This window comes from Candidatus Photobacterium acropomis, assembly GCF_030685555.1.
Classification (GTDB): domain Bacteria; phylum Pseudomonadota; class Gammaproteobacteria; order Enterobacterales; family Vibrionaceae; genus Photobacterium; species Photobacterium lucens.
In genome coordinates this window covers 1,165,566-1,189,561 of record NZ_CP131609.1, presented here as the reverse complement: position 1 = coordinate 1,189,561, position 23,996 = coordinate 1,165,566, and the positions used below count along the sequence as shown (strand labels likewise).

Annotated in this window: 19 protein-coding genes and 24 tRNA genes; 41 read left to right on the top strand and 2 right to left on the bottom strand. The window is 43.6% G+C overall.

Annotated features, from left to right (window positions below; translation table 11 throughout):
* Window positions 1-23: 23 nt before the first annotated feature.
* The 24 genes from Q7657_RS12505 to Q7657_RS12390 all read left to right on the top strand — a co-directional run bounded on the left by Q7657_RS12505 (window position 24) and on the right by Q7657_RS12390 (window position 3,127).
* Window positions 24-108, top strand: a tRNA-Leu gene (locus Q7657_RS12505).
* Window positions 109-148: 40 nt separating this feature from the next.
* Window positions 149-223: transfer RNA gene (locus tag Q7657_RS12500), tRNA-Gln, on the top strand.
* A gap of 33 nt (window positions 224-256) precedes the next feature.
* Window positions 257-341, top strand: a tRNA-Leu gene (locus Q7657_RS12495).
* A gap of 81 nt (window positions 342-422) precedes the next feature.
* A tRNA-Leu gene (locus Q7657_RS12490) sits at window positions 423-507 on the top strand.
* Between the two features lie 41 nt (window positions 508-548).
* Window positions 549-623 (top strand) — tRNA-Gln (locus Q7657_RS12485).
* A gap of 39 nt (window positions 624-662) precedes the next feature.
* A tRNA-Met gene (locus Q7657_RS12480) sits at window positions 663-739 on the top strand.
* An 80-nt stretch (window positions 740-819) separates the two neighbouring features.
* Window positions 820-904: transfer RNA gene (locus tag Q7657_RS12475), tRNA-Leu, on the top strand.
* 40 nt (window positions 905-944) lie between these two features.
* Window positions 945-1,019, top strand: a tRNA-Gln gene (locus Q7657_RS12470).
* A 33-nt stretch (window positions 1,020-1,052) separates the two neighbouring features.
* Window positions 1,053-1,137 (top strand) — tRNA-Leu (locus Q7657_RS12465).
* 81 nt (window positions 1,138-1,218) lie between these two features.
* A tRNA-Leu gene (locus Q7657_RS12460) sits at window positions 1,219-1,303 on the top strand.
* Between the two features lie 42 nt (window positions 1,304-1,345).
* Window positions 1,346-1,420: transfer RNA gene (locus Q7657_RS12455), tRNA-Gln, on the top strand.
* A gap of 33 nt (window positions 1,421-1,453) precedes the next feature.
* Window positions 1,454-1,538, top strand: a tRNA-Leu gene (locus Q7657_RS12450).
* Window positions 1,539-1,616: 78 nt separating this feature from the next.
* A tRNA-Leu gene (locus Q7657_RS12445) sits at window positions 1,617-1,701 on the top strand.
* 41 nt (window positions 1,702-1,742) lie between these two features.
* Window positions 1,743-1,817, top strand: a tRNA-Gln gene (locus Q7657_RS12440).
* A gap of 39 nt (window positions 1,818-1,856) precedes the next feature.
* A tRNA-Met gene (locus tag Q7657_RS12435) sits at window positions 1,857-1,933 on the top strand.
* 80 nt (window positions 1,934-2,013) lie between these two features.
* Window positions 2,014-2,098 (top strand) — tRNA-Leu (locus tag Q7657_RS12430).
* A 41-nt stretch (window positions 2,099-2,139) separates the two neighbouring features.
* Window positions 2,140-2,214, top strand: a tRNA-Gln gene (locus Q7657_RS12425).
* A 39-nt stretch (window positions 2,215-2,253) separates the two neighbouring features.
* Window positions 2,254-2,330, top strand: a tRNA-Met gene (locus Q7657_RS12420).
* Window positions 2,331-2,410: 80 nt separating this feature from the next.
* Window positions 2,411-2,495, top strand: a tRNA-Leu gene (locus tag Q7657_RS12415).
* Window positions 2,496-2,535: 40 nt separating this feature from the next.
* A tRNA-Gln gene (locus Q7657_RS12410) sits at window positions 2,536-2,610 on the top strand.
* A gap of 33 nt (window positions 2,611-2,643) precedes the next feature.
* Window positions 2,644-2,728: transfer RNA gene (locus tag Q7657_RS12405), tRNA-Leu, on the top strand.
* A gap of 81 nt (window positions 2,729-2,809) precedes the next feature.
* Window positions 2,810-2,894, top strand: a tRNA-Leu gene (locus Q7657_RS12400).
* Window positions 2,895-2,934: 40 nt separating this feature from the next.
* Window positions 2,935-3,009 (top strand) — tRNA-Gln (locus tag Q7657_RS12395).
* Between the two features lie 33 nt (window positions 3,010-3,042).
* A tRNA-Leu gene (locus tag Q7657_RS12390) sits at window positions 3,043-3,127 on the top strand.
* 140 nt (window positions 3,128-3,267) lie between these two features.
* On the opposite strand, the gene Q7657_RS12385 is transcribed toward Q7657_RS12390, so the two are convergent.
* Entirely contained in the window at window positions 3,268-4,428 is a 1,161-nt protein-coding gene (locus tag Q7657_RS12385; protein WP_107167411.1) for a 2-octaprenyl-3-methyl-6-methoxy-1,4-benzoquinol hydroxylase, read from the bottom strand.
* Window positions 4,429-4,592: 164 nt separating this feature from the next.
* Here Q7657_RS12385 and mtgA point away from each other — a divergent pair, with 164 nt between their 5' ends.
* From mtgA to Q7657_RS12350, 7 genes are all read left to right on the top strand, one after another.
* Window positions 4,593-5,312: a monofunctional biosynthetic peptidoglycan transglycosylase gene (mtgA, locus tag Q7657_RS12380; protein ID WP_107167412.1), complete on the top strand. Its 720-nt coding sequence runs from the start codon at window positions 4,593-4,595 to the stop codon at window positions 5,310-5,312.
* 161 nt (window positions 5,313-5,473) lie between these two features.
* Window positions 5,474-6,901 carry a tRNA (N6-isopentenyl adenosine(37)-C2)-methylthiotransferase MiaB gene (miaB, locus tag Q7657_RS12375; RefSeq protein ID WP_107167413.1) on the top strand — a complete coding sequence of 476 codons (1,428 nt, stop codon included), beginning with the start codon at window positions 5,474-5,476 and terminating at the stop codon, window positions 6,899-6,901.
* 97 nt (window positions 6,902-6,998) lie between these two features.
* Window positions 6,999-8,096 (top strand): PhoH family protein, encoded by a 1,098-nt coding sequence (locus Q7657_RS12370; RefSeq protein ID WP_045065027.1) that lies wholly within the window; start codon window positions 6,999-7,001, stop codon window positions 8,094-8,096.
* On the top strand, window positions 8,096-8,560 hold the full coding sequence (gene ybeY, locus Q7657_RS12365; RefSeq protein ID WP_107167414.1) for an rRNA maturation RNase YbeY: 465 nt from the start codon (window positions 8,096-8,098) through the stop codon (window positions 8,558-8,560). Before Q7657_RS12370 ends, ybeY begins: the two co-directional genes overlap by 1 nt.
* Window positions 8,561-8,647: 87 nt before the next feature.
* On the top strand, window positions 8,648-9,520 hold the full coding sequence (corC, locus tag Q7657_RS12360) for a CNNM family magnesium/cobalt transport protein CorC (protein WP_053986501.1): 873 nt from the start codon (window positions 8,648-8,650) through the stop codon (window positions 9,518-9,520).
* A 3-nt stretch (window positions 9,521-9,523) separates the two neighbouring features.
* Window positions 9,524-11,077 (top strand): apolipoprotein N-acyltransferase, encoded by a 1,554-nt coding sequence (lnt, locus tag Q7657_RS12355; protein ID WP_053986500.1) that lies wholly within the window; start codon window positions 9,524-9,526, stop codon window positions 11,075-11,077.
* A gap of 158 nt (window positions 11,078-11,235) precedes the next feature.
* Complete coding sequence (locus Q7657_RS12350; RefSeq protein WP_107167415.1) at window positions 11,236-11,964, top strand: lipid-binding SYLF domain-containing protein; 729 nt, start codon at window positions 11,236-11,238, stop codon at window positions 11,962-11,964.
* Between the two features lie 72 nt (window positions 11,965-12,036).
* Here the strand turns inward: Q7657_RS12350 and Q7657_RS12345 are convergent, their stop codons facing one another.
* Window positions 12,037-12,519, bottom strand: coding sequence for a zinc ribbon-containing protein (locus Q7657_RS12345; protein WP_008986298.1), 483 nt, complete (start codon window positions 12,517-12,519; stop codon window positions 12,037-12,039).
* Between the two features lie 171 nt (window positions 12,520-12,690).
* Here Q7657_RS12345 and leuS point away from each other — a divergent pair, with 171 nt between their 5' ends.
* The 10 genes from leuS to ybeD all read left to right on the top strand — a co-directional run bounded on the left by leuS (window position 12,691) and on the right by ybeD (window position 23,986).
* Entirely contained in the window at window positions 12,691-15,264 is a 2,574-nt protein-coding gene (leuS, locus tag Q7657_RS12340) for a leucine--tRNA ligase (RefSeq protein ID WP_107167416.1), read from the top strand.
* Window positions 15,265-15,406: 142 nt separating this feature from the next.
* Complete coding sequence (locus tag Q7657_RS12335; RefSeq protein WP_107167417.1) at window positions 15,407-16,072, top strand: LPS-assembly lipoprotein LptE; 666 nt, start codon at window positions 15,407-15,409, stop codon at window positions 16,070-16,072.
* The gene (gene holA, locus Q7657_RS12330; RefSeq protein WP_053986495.1) at window positions 16,069-17,094 is read left to right on the top strand and encodes a DNA polymerase III subunit delta; all 1,026 of its coding nucleotides are present in this window, start codon (window positions 16,069-16,071) and stop codon (window positions 17,092-17,094) included. The genes Q7657_RS12335 and holA overlap by 4 nt, the downstream gene beginning before the upstream one ends.
* A 225-nt stretch (window positions 17,095-17,319) precedes the next feature.
* On the top strand, window positions 17,320-17,637 hold the full coding sequence (gene rsfS / locus Q7657_RS12325; RefSeq protein WP_023933315.1) for a ribosome silencing factor: 318 nt from the start codon (window positions 17,320-17,322) through the stop codon (window positions 17,635-17,637).
* A 7-nt stretch (window positions 17,638-17,644) separates the two neighbouring features.
* Complete coding sequence (rlmH, locus tag Q7657_RS12320) at window positions 17,645-18,115, top strand: 23S rRNA (pseudouridine(1915)-N(3))-methyltransferase RlmH (RefSeq protein ID WP_008986293.1); 471 nt, start codon at window positions 17,645-17,647, stop codon at window positions 18,113-18,115.
* 6 nt (window positions 18,116-18,121) lie between these two features.
* A complete protein-coding gene (gene mrdA / locus Q7657_RS12315) occupies window positions 18,122-20,086 on the top strand; it encodes a penicillin-binding protein 2 (RefSeq protein ID WP_053986494.1) in 1,965 nt (654 codons plus the stop codon).
* Window positions 20,083-21,204, top strand: coding sequence for a peptidoglycan glycosyltransferase MrdB (gene mrdB, locus Q7657_RS12310; protein ID WP_053986493.1), 1,122 nt, complete (start codon window positions 20,083-20,085; stop codon window positions 21,202-21,204). The genes mrdA and mrdB overlap by 4 nt, the downstream gene beginning before the upstream one ends.
* Window positions 21,205-22,083 (top strand): septal ring lytic transglycosylase RlpA family protein, encoded by an 879-nt coding sequence (locus Q7657_RS12305; RefSeq protein ID WP_107167418.1) that lies wholly within the window; start codon window positions 21,205-21,207, stop codon window positions 22,081-22,083. It abuts the gene before it with no gap.
* Between the two features lie 238 nt (window positions 22,084-22,321).
* Window positions 22,322-23,497 (top strand): serine hydrolase, encoded by a 1,176-nt coding sequence (locus Q7657_RS12300; protein ID WP_107167419.1) that lies wholly within the window; start codon window positions 22,322-22,324, stop codon window positions 23,495-23,497.
* 213 nt (window positions 23,498-23,710) lie between these two features.
* Window positions 23,711-23,986: a DUF493 family protein YbeD gene (gene ybeD, locus Q7657_RS12295; RefSeq protein ID WP_053986490.1), complete on the top strand. Its 276-nt coding sequence runs from the start codon at window positions 23,711-23,713 to the stop codon at window positions 23,984-23,986.
* The last annotated feature ends 10 nt before the right edge of the window (window positions 23,987-23,996 follow it).

Genomic DNA, 23,996 nt, shown 5'->3' with positions numbered 1-23,996 from the left:
CAGTTACTCGTAACTGACAATATGCGGAAGTGGCGGAATTGGTAGACGCACCAGATTTAGGTTCTGGCGCCGCAAGGTGTGAGAGTTCAAGTCTCTCCTTCCGCACCATTATCTCTAGTTTTAAAAGTCTTGTGTTAACAAGCGCTGTAGGTCTATCGCCAAGCGGTAAGGCAGCGGCTTTTGATGCCGCCATTCCCTGGTTCGAATCCAGGTAGACCTGCCATTATTTTAATTGATTGCTATCGCTGTCAATTATGCGGAAGTGGCGGAATTGGTAGACGCACCAGATTTAGGTTCTGGCGCCGTAAGGTGTGAGAGTTCAAGTCTCTCCTTCCGCACCATTATTCTTCAAATCAGTTTTACCAATTACTGATTTGATTAATACAACTAGAGAAACAACAGTTATTCGTAAGTGGCAATATGCGGAAGTGGCGGAATTGGTAGACGCACCAGATTTAGGTTCTGGCGCCGCAAGGTGTGAGAGTTCAAGTCTCTCCTTCCGCACCATTCTCTCTAGTCTTAAAAGTCTTGTGTTAAACAAGCGCTGTAGGTCTATCGCCAAGCGGTAAGGCAGCGGCTTTTGATGCCGCCATTCCCTGGTTCGAATCCAGGTAGACCTGCCATTATTTAAAGAGTATTGATAAACTTCAGTATTCTATGTTGGCTACGTAGCTCAGTTGGTTAGAGCACATCACTCATAATGATGGGGTCACAGGTTCGAATCCCGTCGTAGCCACCATTTATTCTTCAGATCAGCTTTTACCAATTACTGATTTGATAATAAAACTAGAGACAACAGTTATTCGTAACTGACAACATGCGGAAGTGGCGGAATTGGTAGACGCACCAGATTTAGGTTCTGGCGCCGCAAGGTGTGAGAGTTCAAGTCTCTCCTTCCGCACCATTCTCTCTAGTCTTAAAAGTCTTGTGTTAACAAGCGCTGTAGGTCTATCGCCAAGCGGTAAGGCAGCGGCTTTTGATGCCGCCATTCCCTGGTTCGAATCCAGGTAGACCTGCCATTATTTTAATTGATTGCTAACGCTGTCAATTATGCGGAAGTGGCGGAATTGGTAGACGCACCAGATTTAGGTTCTGGCGCCGTAAGGTGTGAGAGTTCAAGTCTCTCCTTCCGCACCATTATTCTTCAATTCAGTTTTACCAATTGCTGTTTTGAACAATACAACTAGAGAAACAACAGTTACTCGTAACTGACAATATGCGGAAGTGGCGGAATTGGTAGACGCACCAGATTTAGGTTCTGGCGCCGCAAGGTGTGAGAGTTCAAGTCTCTCCTTCCGCACCATTCTCTCTAGTTTTAAAAGTCTTGTGAATTAACAAGCGCTGTAGGTCTATCGCCAAGCGGTAAGGCAGCGGCTTTTGATGCCGCCATTCCCTGGTTCGAATCCAGGTAGACCTGCCATTATTTTAATTGATTGCTATCGCTGTCAATTATGCGGAAGTGGCGGAATTGGTAGACGCACCAGATTTAGGTTCTGGCGCCGTAAGGTGTGAGAGTTCAAGTCTCTCCTTCCGCACCATTATTCTTCAAATCAGTTTTACCAATTACTGATTTGATAATACAACTAGAGACAACAGTTATTCGTAACTGGCAATATGCGGAAGTGGCGGAATTGGTAGACGCACCAGATTTAGGTTCTGGCGCCGCAAGGTGTGAGAGTTCAAGTCTCTCCTTCCGCACCATTCTCTCTAGTTTTAAAAGTCTTGTGTTAAACAAGCGCTGTAGGTCTATCGCCAAGCGGTAAGGCAGCGGCTTTTGATGCCGCCATTCCCTGGTTCGAATCCAGGTAGACCTGCCATTATTTAAAGAGTATTGATAAACCTCAGTATTCTGTGTTGGCTACGTAGCTCAGTTGGTTAGAGCACATCACTCATAATGATGGGGTCACAGGTTCGAATCCCGTCGTAGCCACCATTTATTCTTCAGATCAGATTTTACCAATTACTGATTTGATAATAAAACTAGAGAAAACAGTTACTCGTAACTGACAATATGCGGAAGTGGCGGAATTGGTAGACGCACCAGATTTAGGTTCTGGCGCCGCAAGGTGTGAGAGTTCAAGTCTCTCCTTCCGCACCATTCTCTCTAGTTTTAAAAGTCTTGTGTTAAACAAGCGCTGTAGGTCTATCGCCAAGCGGTAAGGCAGCGGCTTTTGATGCCGCCATTCCCTGGTTCGAATCCAGGTAGACCTGCCATTATTTAAAGAGTATTGATAAACTTCAGTATTCTATGTTGGCTACGTAGCTCAGTTGGTTAGAGCACATCACTCATAATGATGGGGTCACAGGTTCGAATCCCGTCGTAGCCACCATTTATTCTTCAGATCAGCTTTTACCAATTACTGATTTGATAATAAAACTAGAGACAACAGTTACTCGTAACTGACAATATGCGGAAGTGGCGGAATTGGTAGACGCACCAGATTTAGGTTCTGGCGCCGCAAGGTGTGAGAGTTCAAGTCTCTCCTTCCGCACCATTCTCTCTAGTTTTAAAAGTCTTGTGTTAACAAGCGCTGTAGGTCTATCGCCAAGCGGTAAGGCAGCGGCTTTTGATGCCGCCATTCCCTGGTTCGAATCCAGGTAGACCTGCCATTATTTTAATTGATTGCTATCGCTGTCAATTATGCGGAAGTGGCGGAATTGGTAGACGCACCAGATTTAGGTTCTGGCGCCGTAAGGTGTGAGAGTTCAAGTCTCTCCTTCCGCACCATTATTCTTCAACTCAGTTTTACCAATTGCTGTTTTGAACAATACAACTAGAGAAACAACAGTTATTCGTAACTGACAATATGCGGAAGTGGCGGAATTGGTAGACGCACCAGATTTAGGTTCTGGCGCCGCAAGGTGTGAGAGTTCAAGTCTCTCCTTCCGCACCATTCTCTCTAGTTTTAAAAGTCTTGTGTTAACAAGCGCTGTAGGTCTATCGCCAAGCGGTAAGGCAGCGGCTTTTGATGCCGCCATTCCCTGGTTCGAATCCAGGTAGACCTGCCATTATTTTAATTGATTGCTAACGCTGTCAATTATGCGGAAGTGGCGGAATTGGTAGACGCACCAGATTTAGGTTCTGGCGCCGCAAGGTGTGAGAGTTCAAGTCTCTCCTTCCGCACCATTATTTAGAGACCCACTCTTTGAGTGGGTTTTCTTTTATCTGCAAAATGTCATTACACAATGATAATTGTTCAGATAAATAAAAAGCCGAGTGACAATGTCTCTCGGCTTTTTGCTATCTCGATTATCAATAATTATTATCTAAATGCCCATTGCATACTTCAATACTTGCTTTTTCATTACACCAGCATGATCGGCAATACGTAATCCTGCATTTCGTAAAAACTTAATTGGCGCTAAATTATTACTAAAAGCAACGTAGAAAAAATCCATTCCCGTTTGCATCACAAGATTATCAGGACGACGACGTTGCTCATACTTATGTAGCACCTTAGTCTCAGTCCATAGCTCACCAGCAGCCTCTATTTCCTGTAGTAGTACATCTACGTCTTTAAAGCCTAAATTCACGCCTTGCCCAGCTAATGGGTTAATGGTGTGAGCTGCATCTCCTAGTAATACCACATTGGGTTTATAGTAAGTTTGTGCATGGCGACGCGTTAATGGGAAACTGCCATGATTAATTACCTTAAACTCACCTAATTCATCAGGAAAAACCGCTGATATTTCAGCATGAAGCTGAGTCGCTGTCATATGCGATAAACGTCTGATACGCTCAGGACTGTCATACCAAACCAGTGATCCTTGATGTCCAGGTAAAGGTAAGAATGAACGAGGGCCTACTGGTGTAAATTGCTGCCAAGTAATGTCTTGTTGTGGCAAGGCAGTTTCAACATTGATCAACATACAGTGTTGACGATAATCCCATGCAGTCACTCCGATCCCTACTTGTTGACGCACTTGAGAATTCGCACCATCAGCACCGACTAATAATCGACACTGTAATGTTTGTTTGTCTTCTAGCTCAACAATATAACCGCCTTCAGTATGCGTCGCAGATACCATCTTAGCTGGGCATAACAAAGTTAGGTTATCGATACTTTCAAACTGTTGCCACAATGCTAATTGCAAAACACGGTTTTCAACGATATAGCCTAGTTGCGCTAAGTTCATTTCATCTGCATTAAAACGTGTTCGGCATTCAGGACTTTCCCATGTTTCCAGACGCTTAAATGGACACAAGCGCATCTGTTTAACTTCATTCCAAGCGCCTAAACGTTCAAGTAAAGCAACTGAATTAGGTGAAATTGCGGAAACACGCAAGTCCATTGGCTGTGAGTCTGTATATGACTGAGGAGCAAAGCCTTCTAAAACTGCAACTTCGAGCCCTAATTTTGCTAAGCCAAGTGCTGTTGCTGCACCAACCATGCCGCCACCAGCAACAATGACATCGTATTGTTCCATTATTTACCTACCTATTACGTTCAGGCTTATTATTTGGTTATAATCCAAGAAAACATCATATTGACTCGAATTGTATAAGAAAATTCAATAAACAGGGAATGTAACCACACTTAACATTCTTTCTTTTTGTGCTGCTATTTTTATCTAAGGGAACAATATTCATCATGCTTAAGCGCTTTTTTTTAAAACTCTTTTTATTTGCTCTGTTGTTCCCAATTGTTCTCGTTGTCATCTTCAAGTTTGTAAATCCGCCATTCTGGGGCTGGGAGATCAGCCGAACCTTATTCCCACCTCAAGGTTATCCTGAACATATTCAACATGAGTGGGTCAATTTAGATAAAATCTCTAAGAATATGCAGTTAGCTGTCATTGCCTCAGAAGATCAAACCTTTCCTGAGCACCACGGTATTGATGTGCAAGCAACCCTAGCTGTATTAAAACACGCAGGCAAAAATGGCCCTGATCGCGGCGCAAGTACGATTAGCCAGCAAGCGGCTAAAAATATGTTTTTATTCCCTGTTCATTCATTTATTCGTAAAGGTGTCGAACTGTATTTCTCACTATTAATGGAAATCGTTTGGGGTAAGGAACGTATTCTAGAAGTGTACTTAAATATTATTGAGTTTGGTCCAGGGATCTATGGTGTTGAGGCTGCCAGTGAGCACTTCTTCCATATTCCAGCTAGTCGTTTAAGCGCACAACAAGCAGCACAGTTGGCAGCGGTATTACCGAATCCTTATAAGATCAAAGCCTCACCAATGAGCAATTATGTTTACCAACGTACTCTATGGATCCGTCGTCAGATGCGTCAACTGGGTATGGTAACGCTAGATAAAGTCTATAATGAACAATCACTTTTTAAATCATTCCATCTTTATCCTTAATTAAGAATAAACCCACAATTTATTCGGGGTGGTGATGATCTAGTCAGAGCGTGTTTAAAGCAGTACAATACGCGGCTTGCTACAGGTAACGACAATCTATGTCCCCTGTCAGCCCGTAATCTGAATGTAATGAAATCAACACTACGAGCGAAGAGTTAGAGATGGCGAAGAAACTGCTGATCAAAACCTGGGGCTGCCAGATGAACGAATACGATTCATCTAAAATGGCAGATCTTCTTAATGCAGCGAATGGCTTTGAGTTAACGGAAATCCCAGAAGAAGCAGATGTTCTGCTACTTAACACCTGCTCGATCCGTGAAAAGGCACAAGAGAAAGTTTTCCACCAATTAGGTCGTTGGAAAACATTAAAAGATAAGAAGCCGGATCTTGTGATCGGTGTCGGTGGTTGTGTAGCAACCCAAGAAGGCGATTCTATTCGTCAACGTGCCCCTTACGTTGATGTTATTTTTGGTCCACAGACTCTACACCGCCTACCAGAAATGATTAAACAGTCGCAATCTGACGATGCGCCTGTTATGGATATCTCATTCCCTGAAATTGAGAAATTTGACAGCCTACCTGAGCCTCGTGCAGAAGGCGCAACAGCGTTCGTTTCTATCATGGAAGGTTGTTCTAAATACTGTACTTACTGTGTGGTTCCTTACACACGAGGTGAAGAAGTTAGCCGTCCACTTGATGACGTACTATTTGAAATTGCCCAACTTGCAGAGCAAGGTGTACGTGAAGTTAACCTACTAGGTCAAAACGTAAACGCATACCGTGGTGTAATGCACGATGGTGAAATTGCATCATTTGCTGAACTGCTACGTTTAGTTGCAGCTATCGATGGTATTGACCGTATTCGTTACACAACAAGTCACCCAATCGAGTTCACTGATGACATCATCGAAGTGTACAAAGATACGCCAGAGCTTGTAAGCTTCTTACACTTACCAGTACAAAGTGGTTCGGATCGCATCCTAACTATGATGAAGCGTCCACACACGGCTATCGAGTACAAGTCTAAAATCCGTAAACTACGTCAAGCACGTCCTGATATTACGATCAGCTCTGACTTTATCGTGGCATTCCCTGGCGAAACCGATCAGGACTTCCAAGATACTATGAAGCTGATCCGTGACGTTGATTTTGACATGAGCTTTAGCTTCATTTTCTCTGCACGTCCTGGTACACCAGCGGCTGATTACCCGTGTGATCTATCAGAAGAAGTGAAAAAAGAACGCTTGTACGAACTACAACAACAGATCAATACTCAAGCTATGCGTTACTCACGCCAAATGCTAGGTACTGAACAACGTATCCTTGTAGAAGGTCCATCGAAGAAGAACGTAATGGAGCTTCGTGGTCGTACTGAGAACAACCGAGTTGTTAACTTCGAAGGTTCTGCTGATTTAATTGGTCAATTCGTAGACGTGAAGATCACTGACGTATTTACTAACTCACTACGTGGTGAGCTAGTACGTACAGAAGCTGAAATGAATCTTCGTGTTGCGATGACTCCAGCAGAAATGATGGCGAAGACTCGTAAAGAAGATGAATTGGGTGTAGGCGTTTATACTCCAGAGTAAACCGTAACCGCTTTATTAAAGCATTACGTATTACTAGAGTACGTCTTCTGCCCTATGTATATGGCCGCCACTCGGCGGCCTAAATGAGAGGCAAACCTTGAGCAAAATAATTACTGTAGAATTTACCCTGGAACCTGCCGATAACCAGCGCCTTTCCAGCCTCTGTGGCCCTTTCGACGACAATATCAAACAATTAGAACGCCGTTTGGGTGTTGAGATCAATCACCGTAGCAATAACTTTAGCGTTGTGGGAAAACCGCATACAGCCGAAGCGGCTACCAATATCATTAAAGATCTTTACGTTGATACTGCACCTGTGCGTAACAACATTCCTGATATCGAACCGGATCAAATCCACCTTGCGATCAAAGAATCCGGCGTATTAGAGCAAACAACAGAATCTTCTATCCCATACGGTAAAGAAATTCACATCAAGACCAAAAAAGGTGTGATTAAGCCACGTACACCAAACCAAGCACAATACATTGCTAATATGGTGACGCACGATATCACCTTTGGTATTGGTCCAGCAGGTACAGGTAAAACCTACCTTGCCGTTGCTGCAGCTGTCGATGCGCTTGAGCGCCAAGAAATTCGCCGTATTCTATTAACGCGTCCAGCAGTAGAAGCTGGTGAAAAATTAGGTTTCCTACCGGGTGACCTAAGCCAGAAGGTCGATCCTTACCTTCGCCCACTCTACGATGCGCTATTTGAAATGTTAGGTTTCGAGCGAGTAGAAAAATTAATTGAACGAAATGTGATTGAAGTTGCCCCATTAGCATATATGCGTGGACGCACCCTTAATGATGCATTTATTATCCTAGACGAGAGCCAAAATACCACGGTTGAACAGATGAAAATGTTCCTAACCCGTATTGGTTTTAACTCATGTGCAGTGATCACCGGTGACGTTACCCAGATCGACTTACCACGAGGGGCTCGTTCAGGTCTACGTCATGCAATTGAAGTATTATCTGATGTTGATGAAATCAGCTTTAACTTCTTCCAAGCCGATGACGTTGTTCGCCATCCAGTTGTTGCTCGTATTGTTCAAGCTTACGAAACATGGGAAAGTGAAGATCAGAAACAACGCAAACTTGCAGAACAACGCCGTCGCGCTGAGCAAGATGCGAAAGAAGCCGCATTAGTCGCTGTTGCAGCGGCGGCAAAAGTAGAATCAGAAAAGAGTAACTAATGGCTATTTACCTTGATTTACAATACGCCACTGAAAGCCAAGATGGACTACCAACTGAAGCTGAATTCCAACAGTGGTTAGACGCAGCCGTTACCCCTTTTCAAGCTGATGCTGAAGTAACTATCCGCTTAGTGGATGAAGCTGAAAGCCATGAGCTTAACCTTGAATACCGTGGTAAAGATCGTCCAACCAACGTGTTATCTTTTCCATTTGAAGCCCCTCCGGGCATTGAATTGGAACTATTAGGTGACTTAATTATTTGCCGACAAGTGGTAGAAAAAGAAGCACTTGAGCAGAATAAGCCGCTAAAAGCACATTGGGCACATATGGTTGTACATGGCAGTCTTCATCTGCTAGGTTATGATCATATTGAAGATGATGAAGCTGAAGAAATGGAAGGTTTAGAAACAGAAATCATGCAAAACATGGGTTTTGTTGATCCTTACATCTCTGAAAAGCAATAATGTTTAATACCGCGATTCATCATAAGATGGATCGCATTTCCGTGGCATCGTCCACTTAGCTGACAAGCTATTTGCTGAAAGTAAATAATGAACGAAGATAACCCCCAAACATCTGAAGGTCCGAGTAGAAAGTCCTTCTTTGAACGTATCGGCCAACTATTTCAAGGTGAACCACAAAACCGTGAAGACTTGGTTGAAGTTTTTCGAGATTCAGAAGAAAACGATCTGATCGACCACGACACTCGCGACATGCTCGAAGGTGTAATGGAAATTTCTGAAATGCGTGTACGTGACATTATGATCCCACGTTCACAAATGATCACGATTGAGCGTTCTCAGAAGTTAGAAGATCTGATTGATTTAATCGTTGAAGCCCAACACTCTCGTTACCCAGTGATCAGTGATGATAAAGACCACGTAGAAGGCATTTTGCTAGCCAAAGACCTTCTACGTTATCTGCTTCCTGATAGCGAACCTTTTGATATGGACAAAGTGCTACGCCCTGCCGTTGTTGTGCCGGAAAGTAAGCGTGTTGACCGTCTATTAAAAGAGTTCCGCGAAGAGCGCTACCACATGGCGATTGTGGTTGATGAGTTTGGTGGTGTTTCCGGTGTTATCACCATTGAAGATATCCTTGAACAAATCGTTGGCGAAATCGAAGATGAATTCGATGACGAAGAAGAGCAAGATATCCGTCAGTTAAGTAAACACACCTATGCGGTAAAAGCACTGACAACCATTGAAGATTTCAATGAGCTATTCCAAACCTCATTCTGCGATGAAGAAGTCGATACCGTCGGCGGACTGGTTATGATGAGTTTTGGTCACCTACCAACCCGAGGTGAAGTTGTTGAAGTTGATGGTTACTCGTTTAAAGTGACTTCTGCCGATAGCCGTCGTGTTATCCAGTTACAAGTAACGGTTCCTGACGAAGCGTTTCAACCGACTATTACTTCTTAAAGAATGACAAAAAAATCATTACTAACGTTGGGACAGCTGCTCGCAGCTGTTCCAGCGGGTGCAATTGCCACCCTTTCTTTTGCACCTTATAACTATTGGCTACTTGCGCCATTATCTCTCATTGCCTTTTTCTTCTTACTCCAGCATAAAACGGCTAAACGCTCTGCTTTGATCGGTTTCCTTTACGGTTTAGGCATGTTTGGTACCGGTATTAGCTGGGTACACGTTAGTATTGATAACTTTGGCGGTATGCCAAAGATCGCTAGCGTATTCTTGATGAGCCTATTAATTGGCTATCTTGCACTTTATCCCGCGCTTTTCGGTTATCTCTATAATCGTATTAACCGCCATCGTCCATTCCACCAGCTGCTGCTAACAGGCCCTGTGATCTGGCTTATCTTAGATTGGATCCGTGGCTGGTTGTTTACCGGCTTTCCTTGGCTATGGATGGGTTACAGTCAAATTGATAGCCCATTAGCCTCCATCGCACCAATCTTTGGTGTCGAGGGTATTACGCTTGCTCTCGTACTCATATCAGGCGCTATTGTTGCTGCAATTAGTTACCGCAATTGGAAACCATTATTAATCCCTGTTGTGATCATTGGTCTATCATTCTGGGCTGGAAAAGCACAGTGGGTGAAACCGGATCCGAAAAACAGTGTCACTGTGGCATTAATTCAGGGCAATATCCCGCAAGAAAAGAAATGGGATCCGAATGAGCGCTGGCCGACCTTGATGAAATACATGGATCTAACCCGTGAAAACTGGGGGTCTGATCTGATCATCTGGCCAGAAGCAGCGATTCCTGCCTTAGAAGCTCACATTCCCGTGTTTTTACAGGGCTTAGATGATGCAGCTCGAGCTAATAACAGCACAGTGATCACCGGTATTCTTGATCAAAAACCCGATGGTCAGTTCTTTAATAACATTTTAACCCTAGGTGTAGATGCTGACGGCCCGTATAACTACGACACAGCGACACGATACAGTAAGCATCACCTGCTACCTTTTGGTGAGTTCGTGCCATTTGGTGATTTACTTCGCCCTATTGCACCCTTATTTAACTTACCAATGTCGTCATTTAGCCGTGGTGCTTACATACAGCCAAATATTCAAGCACATGGTTATTCGATTGCCCCAGCATTGTGTTATGAAGTAGCCTTTAGTGAGCAGATGCGTGAAAACATCACTAATCACACTGAAATGTTGCTGACATTATCGAACGATGCATGGTTTGGTCGCTCTATTGGTCCTTTCCAACATATGGAAATCGCCCAGATGCGCGCCCTAGAGCTCGGTAAACCTCTACTGCGTGCAACCAATACGGGGATCACAGCTGTCGTTAACCACGAAGGCCATATCACTAAAAAGTTACCGCAGTTCGTCACTGGTGTGCTTAAAGCAACAGTTATCCCAACGATTGGTATGACACCATACACTACTCTTGGTAGCTGGCCGTTGTACTTCTATGGCTTATGGGCTTTTGCTTTATCGTGGATCCTGATCCGTCGACAACGCGGACATTTCCGTGACACTCGAGAGTTAGAAACCGAGTAAAGTGAACAAAAAGGTGAAGATTTAGGCTTCACCTTTTTTTAATCACATGGTATGTTGGTTGAATAAATAACCAAATACTTATAAACACAACATACAAAGAACCTATGATTCGCAAGGCACTCCCCTAAAGCCTTACGTAACCTGCAAGGATCGGATTAATGAAAACGATACATAAACTATTTATTACCTTATGTACCTGTATCATGATGCTGAGCTCGACATCTGCGTTAGCACAAGATAGTGATACACAAAAAGCACTCGACTTGTTCTATCAATCACCACAAACTCAGCCTTTCTTTAAAAGCGCTTATGGTTATGCCGTTTTCCCTTCAGTTGGTAAAGGCGGTTTTTGGGTTGGTGGTGCTTACGGTAATGGTGTTGTCTTTAAAGCGAACCAAGCAACTGGCTTTACTAAGCTATTCCAAGTATCTATTGGCTTACAGTTTGGTGGACAGGCTTACAGTGAGATCCTGTTCTTCCAAGACAAGCGCGCGTACGACAATTTTGTTAGCGGTAGCTTCGAGCTAGATGCTCAAGCATCAGCTGTCGCCTTAGATGAAGGCGCATCGGCAAAAGCGGGGACAGCAGGTGCTGGTGCTGGCTCTAACGGTGAATACGCAACACGCAGCTACATTAATGGCGTTGCTATCTTCACGAAAGCTAAAGGTGGTGCCATGATTGAAGCATCACTCGCTGGTCAAAAATTCACTTTCGAGCCAATGACCGAAGCAACACGTAATGTGAAAGGCTACGACAAGATGGTACCTCAAGGGCTACAAAAACCTGCTCAAGAAGCAAAAACAGTAAAGCCAGCTGAAACCATTAAAACACCAGCAGAAGACAATGCTGTGGTGGTTGAAACCTTAGAGCGTCCAGACGATATCTAATCAAACCTAAACACTCGATATAAAAAACGCAGCTCTCGGGCTGCGTTTTTCTTATCAACTAAAACGAACTCTTTACGGCTCTAGTGGCTGACGACTAAATTCTTTACAGCCACATTTAATACATGGCTCAATACGAGTCACATGTGTAATGGTTTGTTGATGACCGCATTTCTCACAAACTAAATGCCCAAGCCCGACTAACTCGCCTGAGTGATATACCCCTTTATGTTTAATATCATCCATGACTTCAAGCCACTCTAACTGGGTCTTATCAGTAATTTCAGCAAGGTGCTGCCAAATAGTTTCACTTACTAACTTATAGAATGGACTTTCTTTGAAAGGCTCTGGGCTATTTTTTGCTTCTTCACTGAAGGTTTTGAGATCACTTTTTAAATACGCTTCAATTAATGCAAGCTCATCTTTAGTCATATCGCTGGCGGCTTTACCATACAGTTCAGTCGTCTCAATAAACTTCTTAAGCTCTTGTGGGCTATTTTTTAATGTCTCGGTGACTTTTTCTAATAGCGCTTCGTAATGTGCTTTTTGTTGAGTCATGATGTTTCTCCTTAGCCTATATTGACTAAAAGCGTGCTGAAATACCGCCAAATACAAGATTAAAGGTATCGAATTGCCTTCAGCTATTGTTGACACCTTTACCTTTGGTTATTCTATGCCGATTAATTTGAATGTGTTTATATCAAACTCACAATATCCCGGATGTCATCGATGCAAGAACAATATCGTCCACAGGACATTGAACAGAAAGTTCAAGAACATTGGGACAACAAAAAAACCTTTGTTGTTAGTGAAGACCCTAATAAAGAAAAATTCTACTGTCTCTCCATGTTCCCGTACCCAAGTGGTCGACTGCACATGGGTCACGTGCGTAACTACACTATCGGTGATGTTATCTCTCGCTACCAGCGCTTACAAGGTAAAAATGTAATGCAGCCAATCGGCTGGGATGCATTTGGTCTACCTGCTGAAAATGCGGCAGTGAAAAATAAGACTGCACCTGCGCCATGGACTTACGAAAACATCGAGTACATGAAAAACCAACTTAAGCTATTAGGTTTTGGTTACGATTGGAACCGTGAGTTCGCAACATGTACGCCAGAATACTACCGTTGGGAGCAAGAGTTCTTCACTAAGCTTTACAACAAAGGCCTTGTTTACAAGAAGACTTCATCTGTTAACTGGTGTCCAAACGACCAAACTGTACTTGCTAACGAGCAGGTTGAAGACGGTTGTTGTTGGCGTTGTGACACACCAGTTGAGCAAAAAGAGATCCCACAATGGTTCATTAAGATCACTGAGTACGCACAAGAGCTACTTGACGATCTTGATCAACTAGACGGTTGGCCTGAAATGGTGAAAACCATGCAGCGCAACTGGATTGGTCGCTCTGAAGGTGTTGAACTAACATTCAAAGTTAAAGACAACGACGATCTAGAAGTTTACACAACACGCCCTGACACACTAATGGGTGTAACATTCGTAAGCATCGCAGCAGGTCACCCTCTTGCAGCAAAAGCCGCTGAAAATAACCCAGCGCTTGCAGATTTCATTCACGAATGCCGTAACAACAAGGTTGCAGAAGCTGATCTTGCAACCATGGAAAAGAAAGGCATGGATACAGGCCTAACCGCTATCCACCCATTAGATGGTCGTGAAGTACCAGTATACGTAGCAAACTTTGTACTGATGGATTACGGCACTGGTGCGGTAATGGCAGTACCTGCGCACGATCAACGTGACTTCGAGTTTGCAACTAAATACAACATCGACATCATGGCAGTTATCAAGCCAGAAGATGGTAGCGAGCTAGATATCGCTGAAGCGGCATACACTGAAAAAGGTATCCTATTCAACTCTGGTGAGTTCGATGGCCTAAACTTCCAACAAGCATTTGATGCTATTGCAGCAAAACTTGAAGCTGAAGGTAAAGGTAAGAAGACAGTTAACTTCCGTCTACGTGACTGGGGTGTATCTCGTCAACGTTACTGGGGTGCACCAATCCCAATGGTAACCACTGAAGATGGTAAAGTTCACCCTGTACCTGCAGATCAACTACCAGTGATTCTGCCGGAAGACGTGGTAATGGATGGCGTAACTAGCCCAATCAAAGCTGATAAAGAGTGGGCGAAAACCACTTTTAACGGTGAGCCAGCACTACGTGAAACCGATACGTTTGATACCTTCATGGAATCTTCTTGGTACTACGCACGTTACTGTTCACCACAAGCTGACGATATCCTAGATCCAGAAAAAGCGAACTACTGGCTACCTGTAGACCAATACATTGGTGGTATTGAGCACGCATGTATGCACCTACTGTACTCTCGCTTCTTCCATAAACTACTACGTGATGCAGGCTACGTAACATCTGACGAGCCGTTCAAGCAGCTACTATGTCAAGGTATGGTTCTTGCTGATGCATTCTTCTACACCACAGATAAAGGTGGTAAAGAGTGGGTTGCCCCAACAGAAGTAACTGTTGAGCGTGATGGTAAAGGTCGCATCACTTCAGCGGTTGATACTGATGGCCGTAATGTTGAACACTCAGGCATGATCAAAATGTCTAAGTCTAAGAACAACGGTATCGACCCTCAAGAGATGGTAGACAAGTACGGTGCTGACACAGTACGTCTATTCATGATGTTTGCATCACCTGCTGACATGACACTTGAATGGCAAGAGTCTGGCGTTGAAGGTGCTAACCGTTTCCTTAAGCGTGTTTGGAAACTAGTGCGTGAACACACTGAGAAAGGCGCAGCAGAAGCTGTTGATGCAGCAGCACTAACGGCCGATCAAAAAGCACTTCGTCGTGATATTCACAAAACTATTGCAAAAGTAAGTGATGATATTGGTCGTCGTCAGACATTCAATACTGCAATTGCTGCTATCATGGAGCTGATGAACAAGCTTGCTAAGGCACCTCAAGAGTCTGTACAAGATCGTGCAATTCTTGATGAAGCACTAAAAGCGATTGTTGCTATGCTTTACCCAATCACTCCACACATCTGTTTTGAAATGTGGACGGCGCTGGGCGAAACTGACATTGATAATGCACAATGGCCACAAGCTGACGAAAAAGCATTAGTGGAAGATGAGAAACTGATCATCGTTCAAGTTAACGGTAAACTACGTGCAAAACTGACTGTTGCAGCTGACGCAACCAAAGAGCAAGTAGAAGAGCTAGGCTTAAATGATGAGAACGTGACTAAGTTCACTGATGGCTTAACGATTCGTAAAGTGATCTACGTTCCTGGTAAGCTACTAAACATCGTAGCGAACTAATCAAGGTTACTTTTCTTTGTTAGCTCGTCTAACATAGCAATAAGCTCAAGATCCCCGCTTCTGCGGGGATCTTTATAATTACAGTCATACTTTTACTTGTTGCGCTTTGCGCACTGCTTTTTACTTCAAGGAGCTGACTTTCGTGAAAAGTTTTTTCTCGGCAAACCGCCTTACTCGACTACTTATCATCACTCTTCTCGCGCTAACAACAGCTTCTTGTGGCTTCCACCTTCGTGGTAATTACATGCTGCCTGACGGCATTGCTAAACTGTCATTAACCAGCTTTGACCCATACGGCCAAATGACGCGTATGGTGCGATACCAATTTAAATTACATGGCATTAGTGAAGTTGCACCAGCAAAAGACGTACCGAATCTAAATATCAACAGTGAATCAACGGGCGAGCGTACCCTATCGCTATACCAAAACAACGGTAAAGCGGAATACGATTTAACCCTAACGGTTAACTACTCGGTGACGATCCCAAATCAAGGTCAACAGACTTACACCACGAAAGTCACTCGTACTTTCCTTGATAACCCATTAACCGCACTCGCAAAATCGGTTGAACAAGATGAGTTAGTCAATGTAATGCGTGAACAAGCAGCACAACAGATCATGCGTAAACTGGCACGTCTAACTGCTGTCTTTAAGAAAATTGAAGAAGATAAGCTCGACTCTCAACTTAAAGAGATCTTAAACGAAGAAGATAAACAAGAATCTTCAGATGACACAGGCAAAACAACAATCACAACGTTGCCAACGAAAGCATCAGAGACTCAGCACAGCAGCCATAACGCACAATGAGAGTTTACCCAGAACAACTGACGCAGCAACTTGATAAAGGGCTGCGTCAGGCCTACCTATTATTTGGTAATGAGCCACTACTCAAACAAGAGTGTGGTGATAGCATCAAGCAACTAGCCCAACAGCAAGGTTTTCTTGAGCGCCATCACTTCACCATTGATAACCAGCTGGATTGGAACCTTGTGCTCGACTGCTGCCAAGCCATGAGTCTATTTTCAGCCCAGCAAATCATTGAACTAGATGTACCTGACACTGGCTTAAATGCCAATCAAGCTAAAGCATTACTAGAGGTTATCGAGCATCTAAACCCTGATATTTTATTAGTGCTTACTGGCCCTTATTTAAATAAGAAACAAGAAGCAACTAAGTGGTTTAAAGCGCTTGATGCAATTGGTTTGTATGTGCCATGTAATACCCCTGATGCCAAACAAATGCCGCGCTTTATTCAAGCTCGTTGTCGAGTATTAGGTTTAAAGCCCGATCATGAATCAGTACAAATGCTGGCACAGTGGCACGAAGGGAATTTATTGGCATTAGCTCAAAGTTTACACAAGTTAATTTTGCTCTATCCCGATGGTGAATTGAATATTGTTCGCTTACAAGAAGCACTCAGTCGCCATAACCACTACACCCCATTCCAACTTGTTGATGCTGTATTAGCTGGACAAGCCAAACGTAGCCAACGGGTATTACGTCAGCTACAAGGAGAAGGTGTGGAAGCCACTATCTTGTTACGTACCCTGCAACGTGAGTTAACCCAACTCTACAAAATGCAGGAAATGGGTAAAAAAGGGACACCACTTAATATTATTTTTGAGCAATTTCGAGTGTGGCAAAACCGCCGTGAAATGTATATTGGTGCGCTGCATCGTCTGCCATTGACACGACTTGTCGGTATTATTCGTCAGCTCACCCAATTAGAGCTCCAAGTGAAAACCGACTACGACACCAATCCTTGGCCTGCGTTAAGTACGCTATGTGCTGAAATTTGTGGTTTCGACACTCACTTACACCACGCATAACCCTCGCATTTCAACGGTCATCAGTCATTGTTGACCGTTTTTTCCTGAATCTTCCCTTAAGCGGTCGAAAAATCATCGTATGAACCTTGTCCTTTTATCGCTGTCAGATAAGAGCATGGTATACTGCCGACCTTATTGCGGTCGGAAAACTTTTTACACCTCTAATCCAGTAGTAAAATAGAACTTAACGACCACACATTTTTAACGCTTATTGAGGGAATCCCTTTGCAAGTTCAAGAACTACACGATTTCATTGTTGATAAAATTGACGATCTTAAAGCACAAGACATCGTAACTATTGATGTACAAGGTAAATCAAGCATTACTGATGTAATGGTGATCTGTACTGGTACTTCAAACCGCCACGTTTGCTCTATCGCTGATCACGTTAACAAAGAATCAAAGTTAATTGACTTCCCTCCTTTTGGTATCAGCGGCGAAGATGATGGTGAGTGGGTTATCGTTGACATGGGCAACGTGATGCTACACATCATGCAAGAAGACGCACGCCAAATGTACCAACTGGAGAAGCTTTGGAGCTAAGAGAGTCATGAAGCTTCAATTAATCGCAGTCGGCACTAAAATGCCAAAATGGGTTGAAGAAGGTTATAAAGAATATAGCCGTCGCTTCCCTAAAGATATGCCGTTGGAACTGATTGAAATTCCAGCGGGTAAGCGCGGTAAGAACGCTGATATTGCACGTATCCTTCAAAAAGAAGGTGAAGCAATGTTAGCTGCCGTTGCTAAGGGTAACCGTATCGTTACTTTAGATATTCCAGGTAAACGCTGGGATACCGAGCAGCTAGCAGGTCAACTAGAAGCTTGGAAACTGGATGGTCGCGATGTGTCAATTTTAATTGGCGGACCTGAAGGTCTTGCGCCGGCTTGTAAAGCAGCCGCAGAACAAAGCTGGTCACTATCACCATTAACACTACCGCACCCGTTAGTGCGTGTTGTGATGGCTGAAAGCTTATACCGTGCATGGAGCATCACGGCTAACCATCCGTACCACAGGGAATAACCATAGATGAGACAAAAGCGAACCCAGATCCGCGACCATCGCGCTGAGTCGGCGCTATTTTTCCGTCGAGCTCTTGTCTCATTCATTGGAATTATTGTCTTGGTCAGCGTGTTATTGTTCAACCTATTCAACATTCAGGTTGAACAACACCAAGACTATAAAACCCGTTCCAATGATAACCGGATCAAAATTGTCCCAGTATCCCCAAACCGCGGTCTTATCTATGATCGTAACGGCATACTGCTAGCTGAAAACCGCCCTATTTATAATCTCGAAGTTACCATCGAAAAAGTGCCCGATATGGAGCGTACCTATGCTGATCTAAAATCAGTATTGGGATTAACCGATGAAGATATCGAACGATTCAAAAAAGAACGTCGTCGCACCCGTCGTTTTAAATCTGTACCGATCCTTGAAGGCTTAAATGAACAACAAGTAGCATTATTTGCCGTTAATCAGCATCGCTTCCCTGGTGTTGAAGTAAAAGCTTACCTTAAACGCTACTACCCATATGGCGACTCACTGACTCATGTGCTAGGTTATGTCGCTAAAATTAATGATCGTGATCTTAAAAAGCTCGATCAAGATGGAAAGCTTAGCAACTATAAAGCCACTCGTGATATCGGCAAACTGGGTATCGAACGTTACTACGAAGATCTCTTACACGGTACTTCTGGCTATCAAGAAGTGGAAGTGAATAGCCGTGGGCGGATTATTCGCACCTTAAAATACGTGCCACCAATTCCGGGTAAAGATATCAAACTAAATATCGATCTCGGACTTCAACTCTATGTTCAAGAGCTCTTAACTGAACGCAAGTTAGATCCGGAAACGGGCAAAGAAATCATCAAGCACAAGCGTGGCTCTGTCGTTGTACTCGATCCAAAAGACGATGCGATTTTAGCTATGGTGTCGAGCCCAAGTTACGATCCAAACCTATTTGTTAAAGGGATCTCAGGTAAAAAGTACCGTGAGTTACTAAACAACCCTGATCGCCCTCTGGTTAACCGTGTCACGCTGGGTATCTACCCACCAGCATCAACGGTTAAACCAATGATTGCAGTCGCTGCATTAACCGAAGGCGTGGTAACACCAAAAACTACCCGTAACGATCCCGGTTGGTGGCAAATTCCTAACTCAACCAGTCGTAAGTTCCGTGACTGGCTACGTTGGGGGCACGGCCCAGTTAATATTTACAAAGCGATTGAAGAGTCAGTGGACACTTACTTTTATCAAGTTGCTTACGATATGGGTATCGACAAACTTTCTACATGGATGAACCGTTTTGGTTACGGTGAATACACAGGCATTGATATTCATGAAGAAAGTAAAGCTAATATGCCAACTCGCGACTGGAAACAAGCAAGACATAAACGTCCTTGGTATCAAGGCGATACGATCCCTGTCGGTATCGGGCAAGGTTATTGGACTGCAACACCGCTACAGATAGCAAAAGCAACATCTGTGCTGGTTAATAACGGTGTTGTCCATCGCCCACACCTACTGAAAGATATTGTCGATGAAGAAGTAGAAAAACCGGCTGAGTTTAAAGACTTCCCACCAATATCAGAAGTCTCACCTGAGACATGGGAAATCGCCCGTGAAGGCATGCACCGTGTACTCTATGGCACCCGTGGTACAGCACGTAAAGCGTTTTATGATACGCCTTACGAAGCCGGTGGAAAATCAGGTTCAGCACAGGTATTTGGCCTTGCTGAAAACCAAAAATACAATGCCGATGAGCTAGAAGAACGCCTTCGCGACCATGCTTTATTTACCGCATTTGCGCCATTTGATAAACCTGAAGTAGTGGTCTCTATGGTGTTAGAAAATGCCGGTGGTGGTTCAAGTAATGGTGGTCCAATTGCGCGAAAAATTTTCGACCATATGCTGATCAAACCGAACCCTGAAGGTAAATCTGAGTCCAACTCAGCACTCACGGCGTCAGAAACAACAGAGGTACAACAATGAGTATTATGGCGGCAACCGGTACCAAGCGAACACTAAGTGAACGCTTACATATCGATGTGCCACTATTACTAGGGATCTTAACCCTGATGGGGTTTGCCCTGATCATCATGTGGAGCGCAAGTGGTCAAAATGTTGCCATGATGGAACGTCAAGCCATGCGCATGTTGATGTCACTTGGCATCATGGTGCTGCTTGCACAAATCGCCCCACGCCATTACGAAGCTTGGGCACCTTACCTGTTTGGTGTCGGTTTACTGTTATTATTCAGTGTATTAGCATTTGGCGAGGTATCAAAAGGTGCCCAGCGTTGGCTAAATTTAGGTTTTGTTCGCTTTCAGCCATCGGAGCTATTAAAGCTCGCTGTACCTTTGATGGTGGCAAGGTTTATCGGTAATCGTCCACTACCACCATCCATGCGGAATATCTTCGTCGCATTAGTATTGATATTCACACCGACAATATTAATCGCTAAACAACCAGACTTAGGTACATCAATTTTGGTGGCAGCATCCGGCATTTTTGTTCTGTTTCTGTCAGGAATTAGCTGGAGACTGATTATCGGTGCTTTAGTATTACTCGGTGCCTTTATTCCTGTGTTATGGTTCTTCCTCATGCACGACTACCAGCGAACACGTGTGATGACTTTGTTTAATCCAGAGTCAGATCCACTGGGTGCGGGATACCATATTATTCAATCAAAAATCGCTATTGGCTCTGGTGGCATTAGTGGTAAAGGTTGGCTACACGGTACTCAATCTCAGCTTGAATTCGTTCCTGAGCGACATACGGACTTCATTTTTGCGGTGATTGCAGAAGAATGGGGCTTAACCGGTGTAATTGGTTTATTAACAATTTATCTCTTTATCTTAGGTCGAGGATTATTGTTAGCAAGCCGAGCTCAAACAGCGTTCGGACGCATGATGGCTGGCAGTATTGTTTTAAGTTTCTTTGTTTATGTATTTGTAAATATCGGTATGGTAAGTGGCATTCTGCCTGTTGTAGGCGTTCCATTACCTCTCGTGAGTTATGGCGGTACATCCATGATGACCCTCTTAGCTGGCTTCGGTATTTTGATGTCTATCCACACTCACAGAAAAATGTTGTCTAAGGCGACCTAAATGCGTTCACTTTTTTTATTGTTTTTTGTTCTACTTGCAGGATGTAGCTCCTCGCCAGATAAACCTCAGCAGCCAGAGACAAAAGCAGAACACGCCACCCCAGGCTTATTATTTAAACCGAATACTCCAACGAATGACGATCCCAATGCTGGCCGTTATTCGTTAAAAGATGACCGAGCACCATCTGTTGTACCTGATTTTTCAAAAGTACCACCTGTAGTGCCACACTATGAACCGTATAGCCGTGCAGGTAATAAAGATTACACCCTACGCGGTAAGCGCTACCACATAGTAAAAAACACCAAAGGTTACACTGAAACAGGTTATGCCTCTTGGTATGGCGAGAAGTTCCACGGTCATAAAACTTCTAACGGTGAAACATACAATATGTTCGCCATGACGGCAGCACATAAAACGTTGCCGCTACCGAGCTTTGTACGTGTAACTAACATGCGTAATGGTAAATCTACTATCGTACGCGTTAACGATCGCGGCCCATTCCATGATGGTCGTATCATCGATTTAAGTATGGCGGCGGCTGCAAAAATTGGCGTCATTAGCCTCGGCACAGCCCCTGTAAAAATTGAAGTGATTAATATACCGAAGCCTTCTAGCAAAGAAGCGATGAAGAATTCACCTATTCCTCATCACTACTTTGTTCAATTAGCTGCGGTAAATAGCTTGGCGAAAGCTGAAGACATGCGTAACGCGCTTAAGCGTCAATACAATACAAATGTTGATATTGAGCAAGTGGATAATCGCACAGTCTACCGTGTACGTTTAGGTCCTTTCATGGATCATAACGATGCAGAAAAGCAACTCACTAAAGCGAAAGCTCATCACTATCCAAAAGCCTTTATCATTACGGCTAACAGATAATATGAACCTAATTTTAATTTAGGAATCATAATTACGGCTTGTATGTTCAGAGTGTAAAAACCAGAACATACAAGCTAATTTTTGTTCACAACAGCACGTTAAACACCAGCAATTGCACGGATTACGTCCGCTTAATGTCAATAAATAGGGATCTTCCTTCATTCCACTGATTGGCAGAAGGTTATCTGCTATAGTGAGCACCATTTCTTGTCTTAGATAAACTAAAGTTATAATAACCATGAAGAAAACAGCTGCGCTTTTCCGTTCTGTAGCCATTTCTGCCACTTTGCTGGCTTCAGCTACTGTTGCTGCATCACCAGCAGTCGTACCTGAAGCTCCACAAATCGCGGCAAAAGGCTATATCCTTGTAGACTATAACTCTGGCAAAATCCTTGCCGGTCATAATGAATACGAAAAACTGGCACCTGCTAGTTTGACGAAAATGATGACCAGCTATGTTATCGGTCAAGAAATTAAAAACGGTAATATCTCACCAGACGACAATGTTGTTATCAGCAAGAATGCATGGGCTAAAAACTTCCCTGGCTCATCAAAAATGTTCCTTGAAGTGGGAAAAACCGTCAAAGTTAGCGATCTAAACCGCGGTATCATTGTTGATTCAGGTAACGATGCGTGTGTTGCTATGGCTGAGCACATTGCGGGCTCTCAAGAATCATTCGTTGATCTCATGAATGGTTGGGCGAAGAATCTTGGCATGAAATCTACGCACTTTGCTAACGTTCACGGTTTAGACCGTCCAGATCTGTACACAACACCATACGATCTATCTATTCTGGCTCGCCACCTGATCCGTGATTTACCGAATGAATTTAAGATCTACGCTGAGAAATCATTTACATACAACGGCATCACTCAATACAACCGTAACGGTTTACTTTGGGATAAAAGCATGCACGTTGATGGCCTAAAAACAGGCCACACAGATAATGCGGGCTACAGCCTCGTAAGTACTGCAACTGAAGGCAACATGCGTCTTGTTGCGGTTGTAATGGGCACGGCAAGCAAGAATGCTCGTCTAGCTGAAAGTAAAAAGCTGTTAAACTTTGGTTTCCGCTTCTACGAAACATTGTCACCAAATAAGAAAGATCAAACCATCGAAACTGAAAAAGTATGGATGGGTGATACTGACACAGTAAACCTAGGTGTGGCTGAAAATACTTACGTGACACTACCACGTAGCCAAGCGAAAGATTTAAAAGCAAGCTTTGTACTAACCAAAGAGCTAAAAGCCCCAATCACCAAAGGTGAAGAAGTGGGTACTCTAACTTACCGTGTTGGCGATCAAGAAGTAGCACAATACCCACTTGTTGCATTAAACGATGTAAAAGAAGGTAGCCTATTTAGCCGTATGGTTGATTACATCATGATGCTAGTGCAAAACTGGTTTAAGTAATCTATTACTATTCATGCACAATTCAAAAAGGGGAGCTTCGGCTTCCCTTTTGTTTTCATAACTAAAGACAAACATTACTTTTCCAACGTCCTACAGACATCATCCACCACTTGTTTTACACCGACTGACACATTAAGATGCCTGCCTTACACTTATATTAGTCATAATAGCGGTGTTGCAAGACAACATTGAAAGCGAACCTTGGAGTTCTATATGCAAGAACAAGAGCAACCAAAACTAAGAGATCTACTTGAATTCCCTTGTAGCTTTACCTACAAGGTAATGGGTGAAAACAAACCTGAACTTGCAGATCGTGTTGTAGAAGTAGTCCAGCGCCATGCACCTGGCGATTACACACCTAAAGTTACCCCAAGTAGCAAAGGGACTTACAGCGCCGTTTCAATCAACATCACAGCGACAAGCATTGAACAAGTTGAAACGTTATACAAAGAGTTAGGCGATATCGATATCGTTCGCGTTGTACTATAAACAACGACAT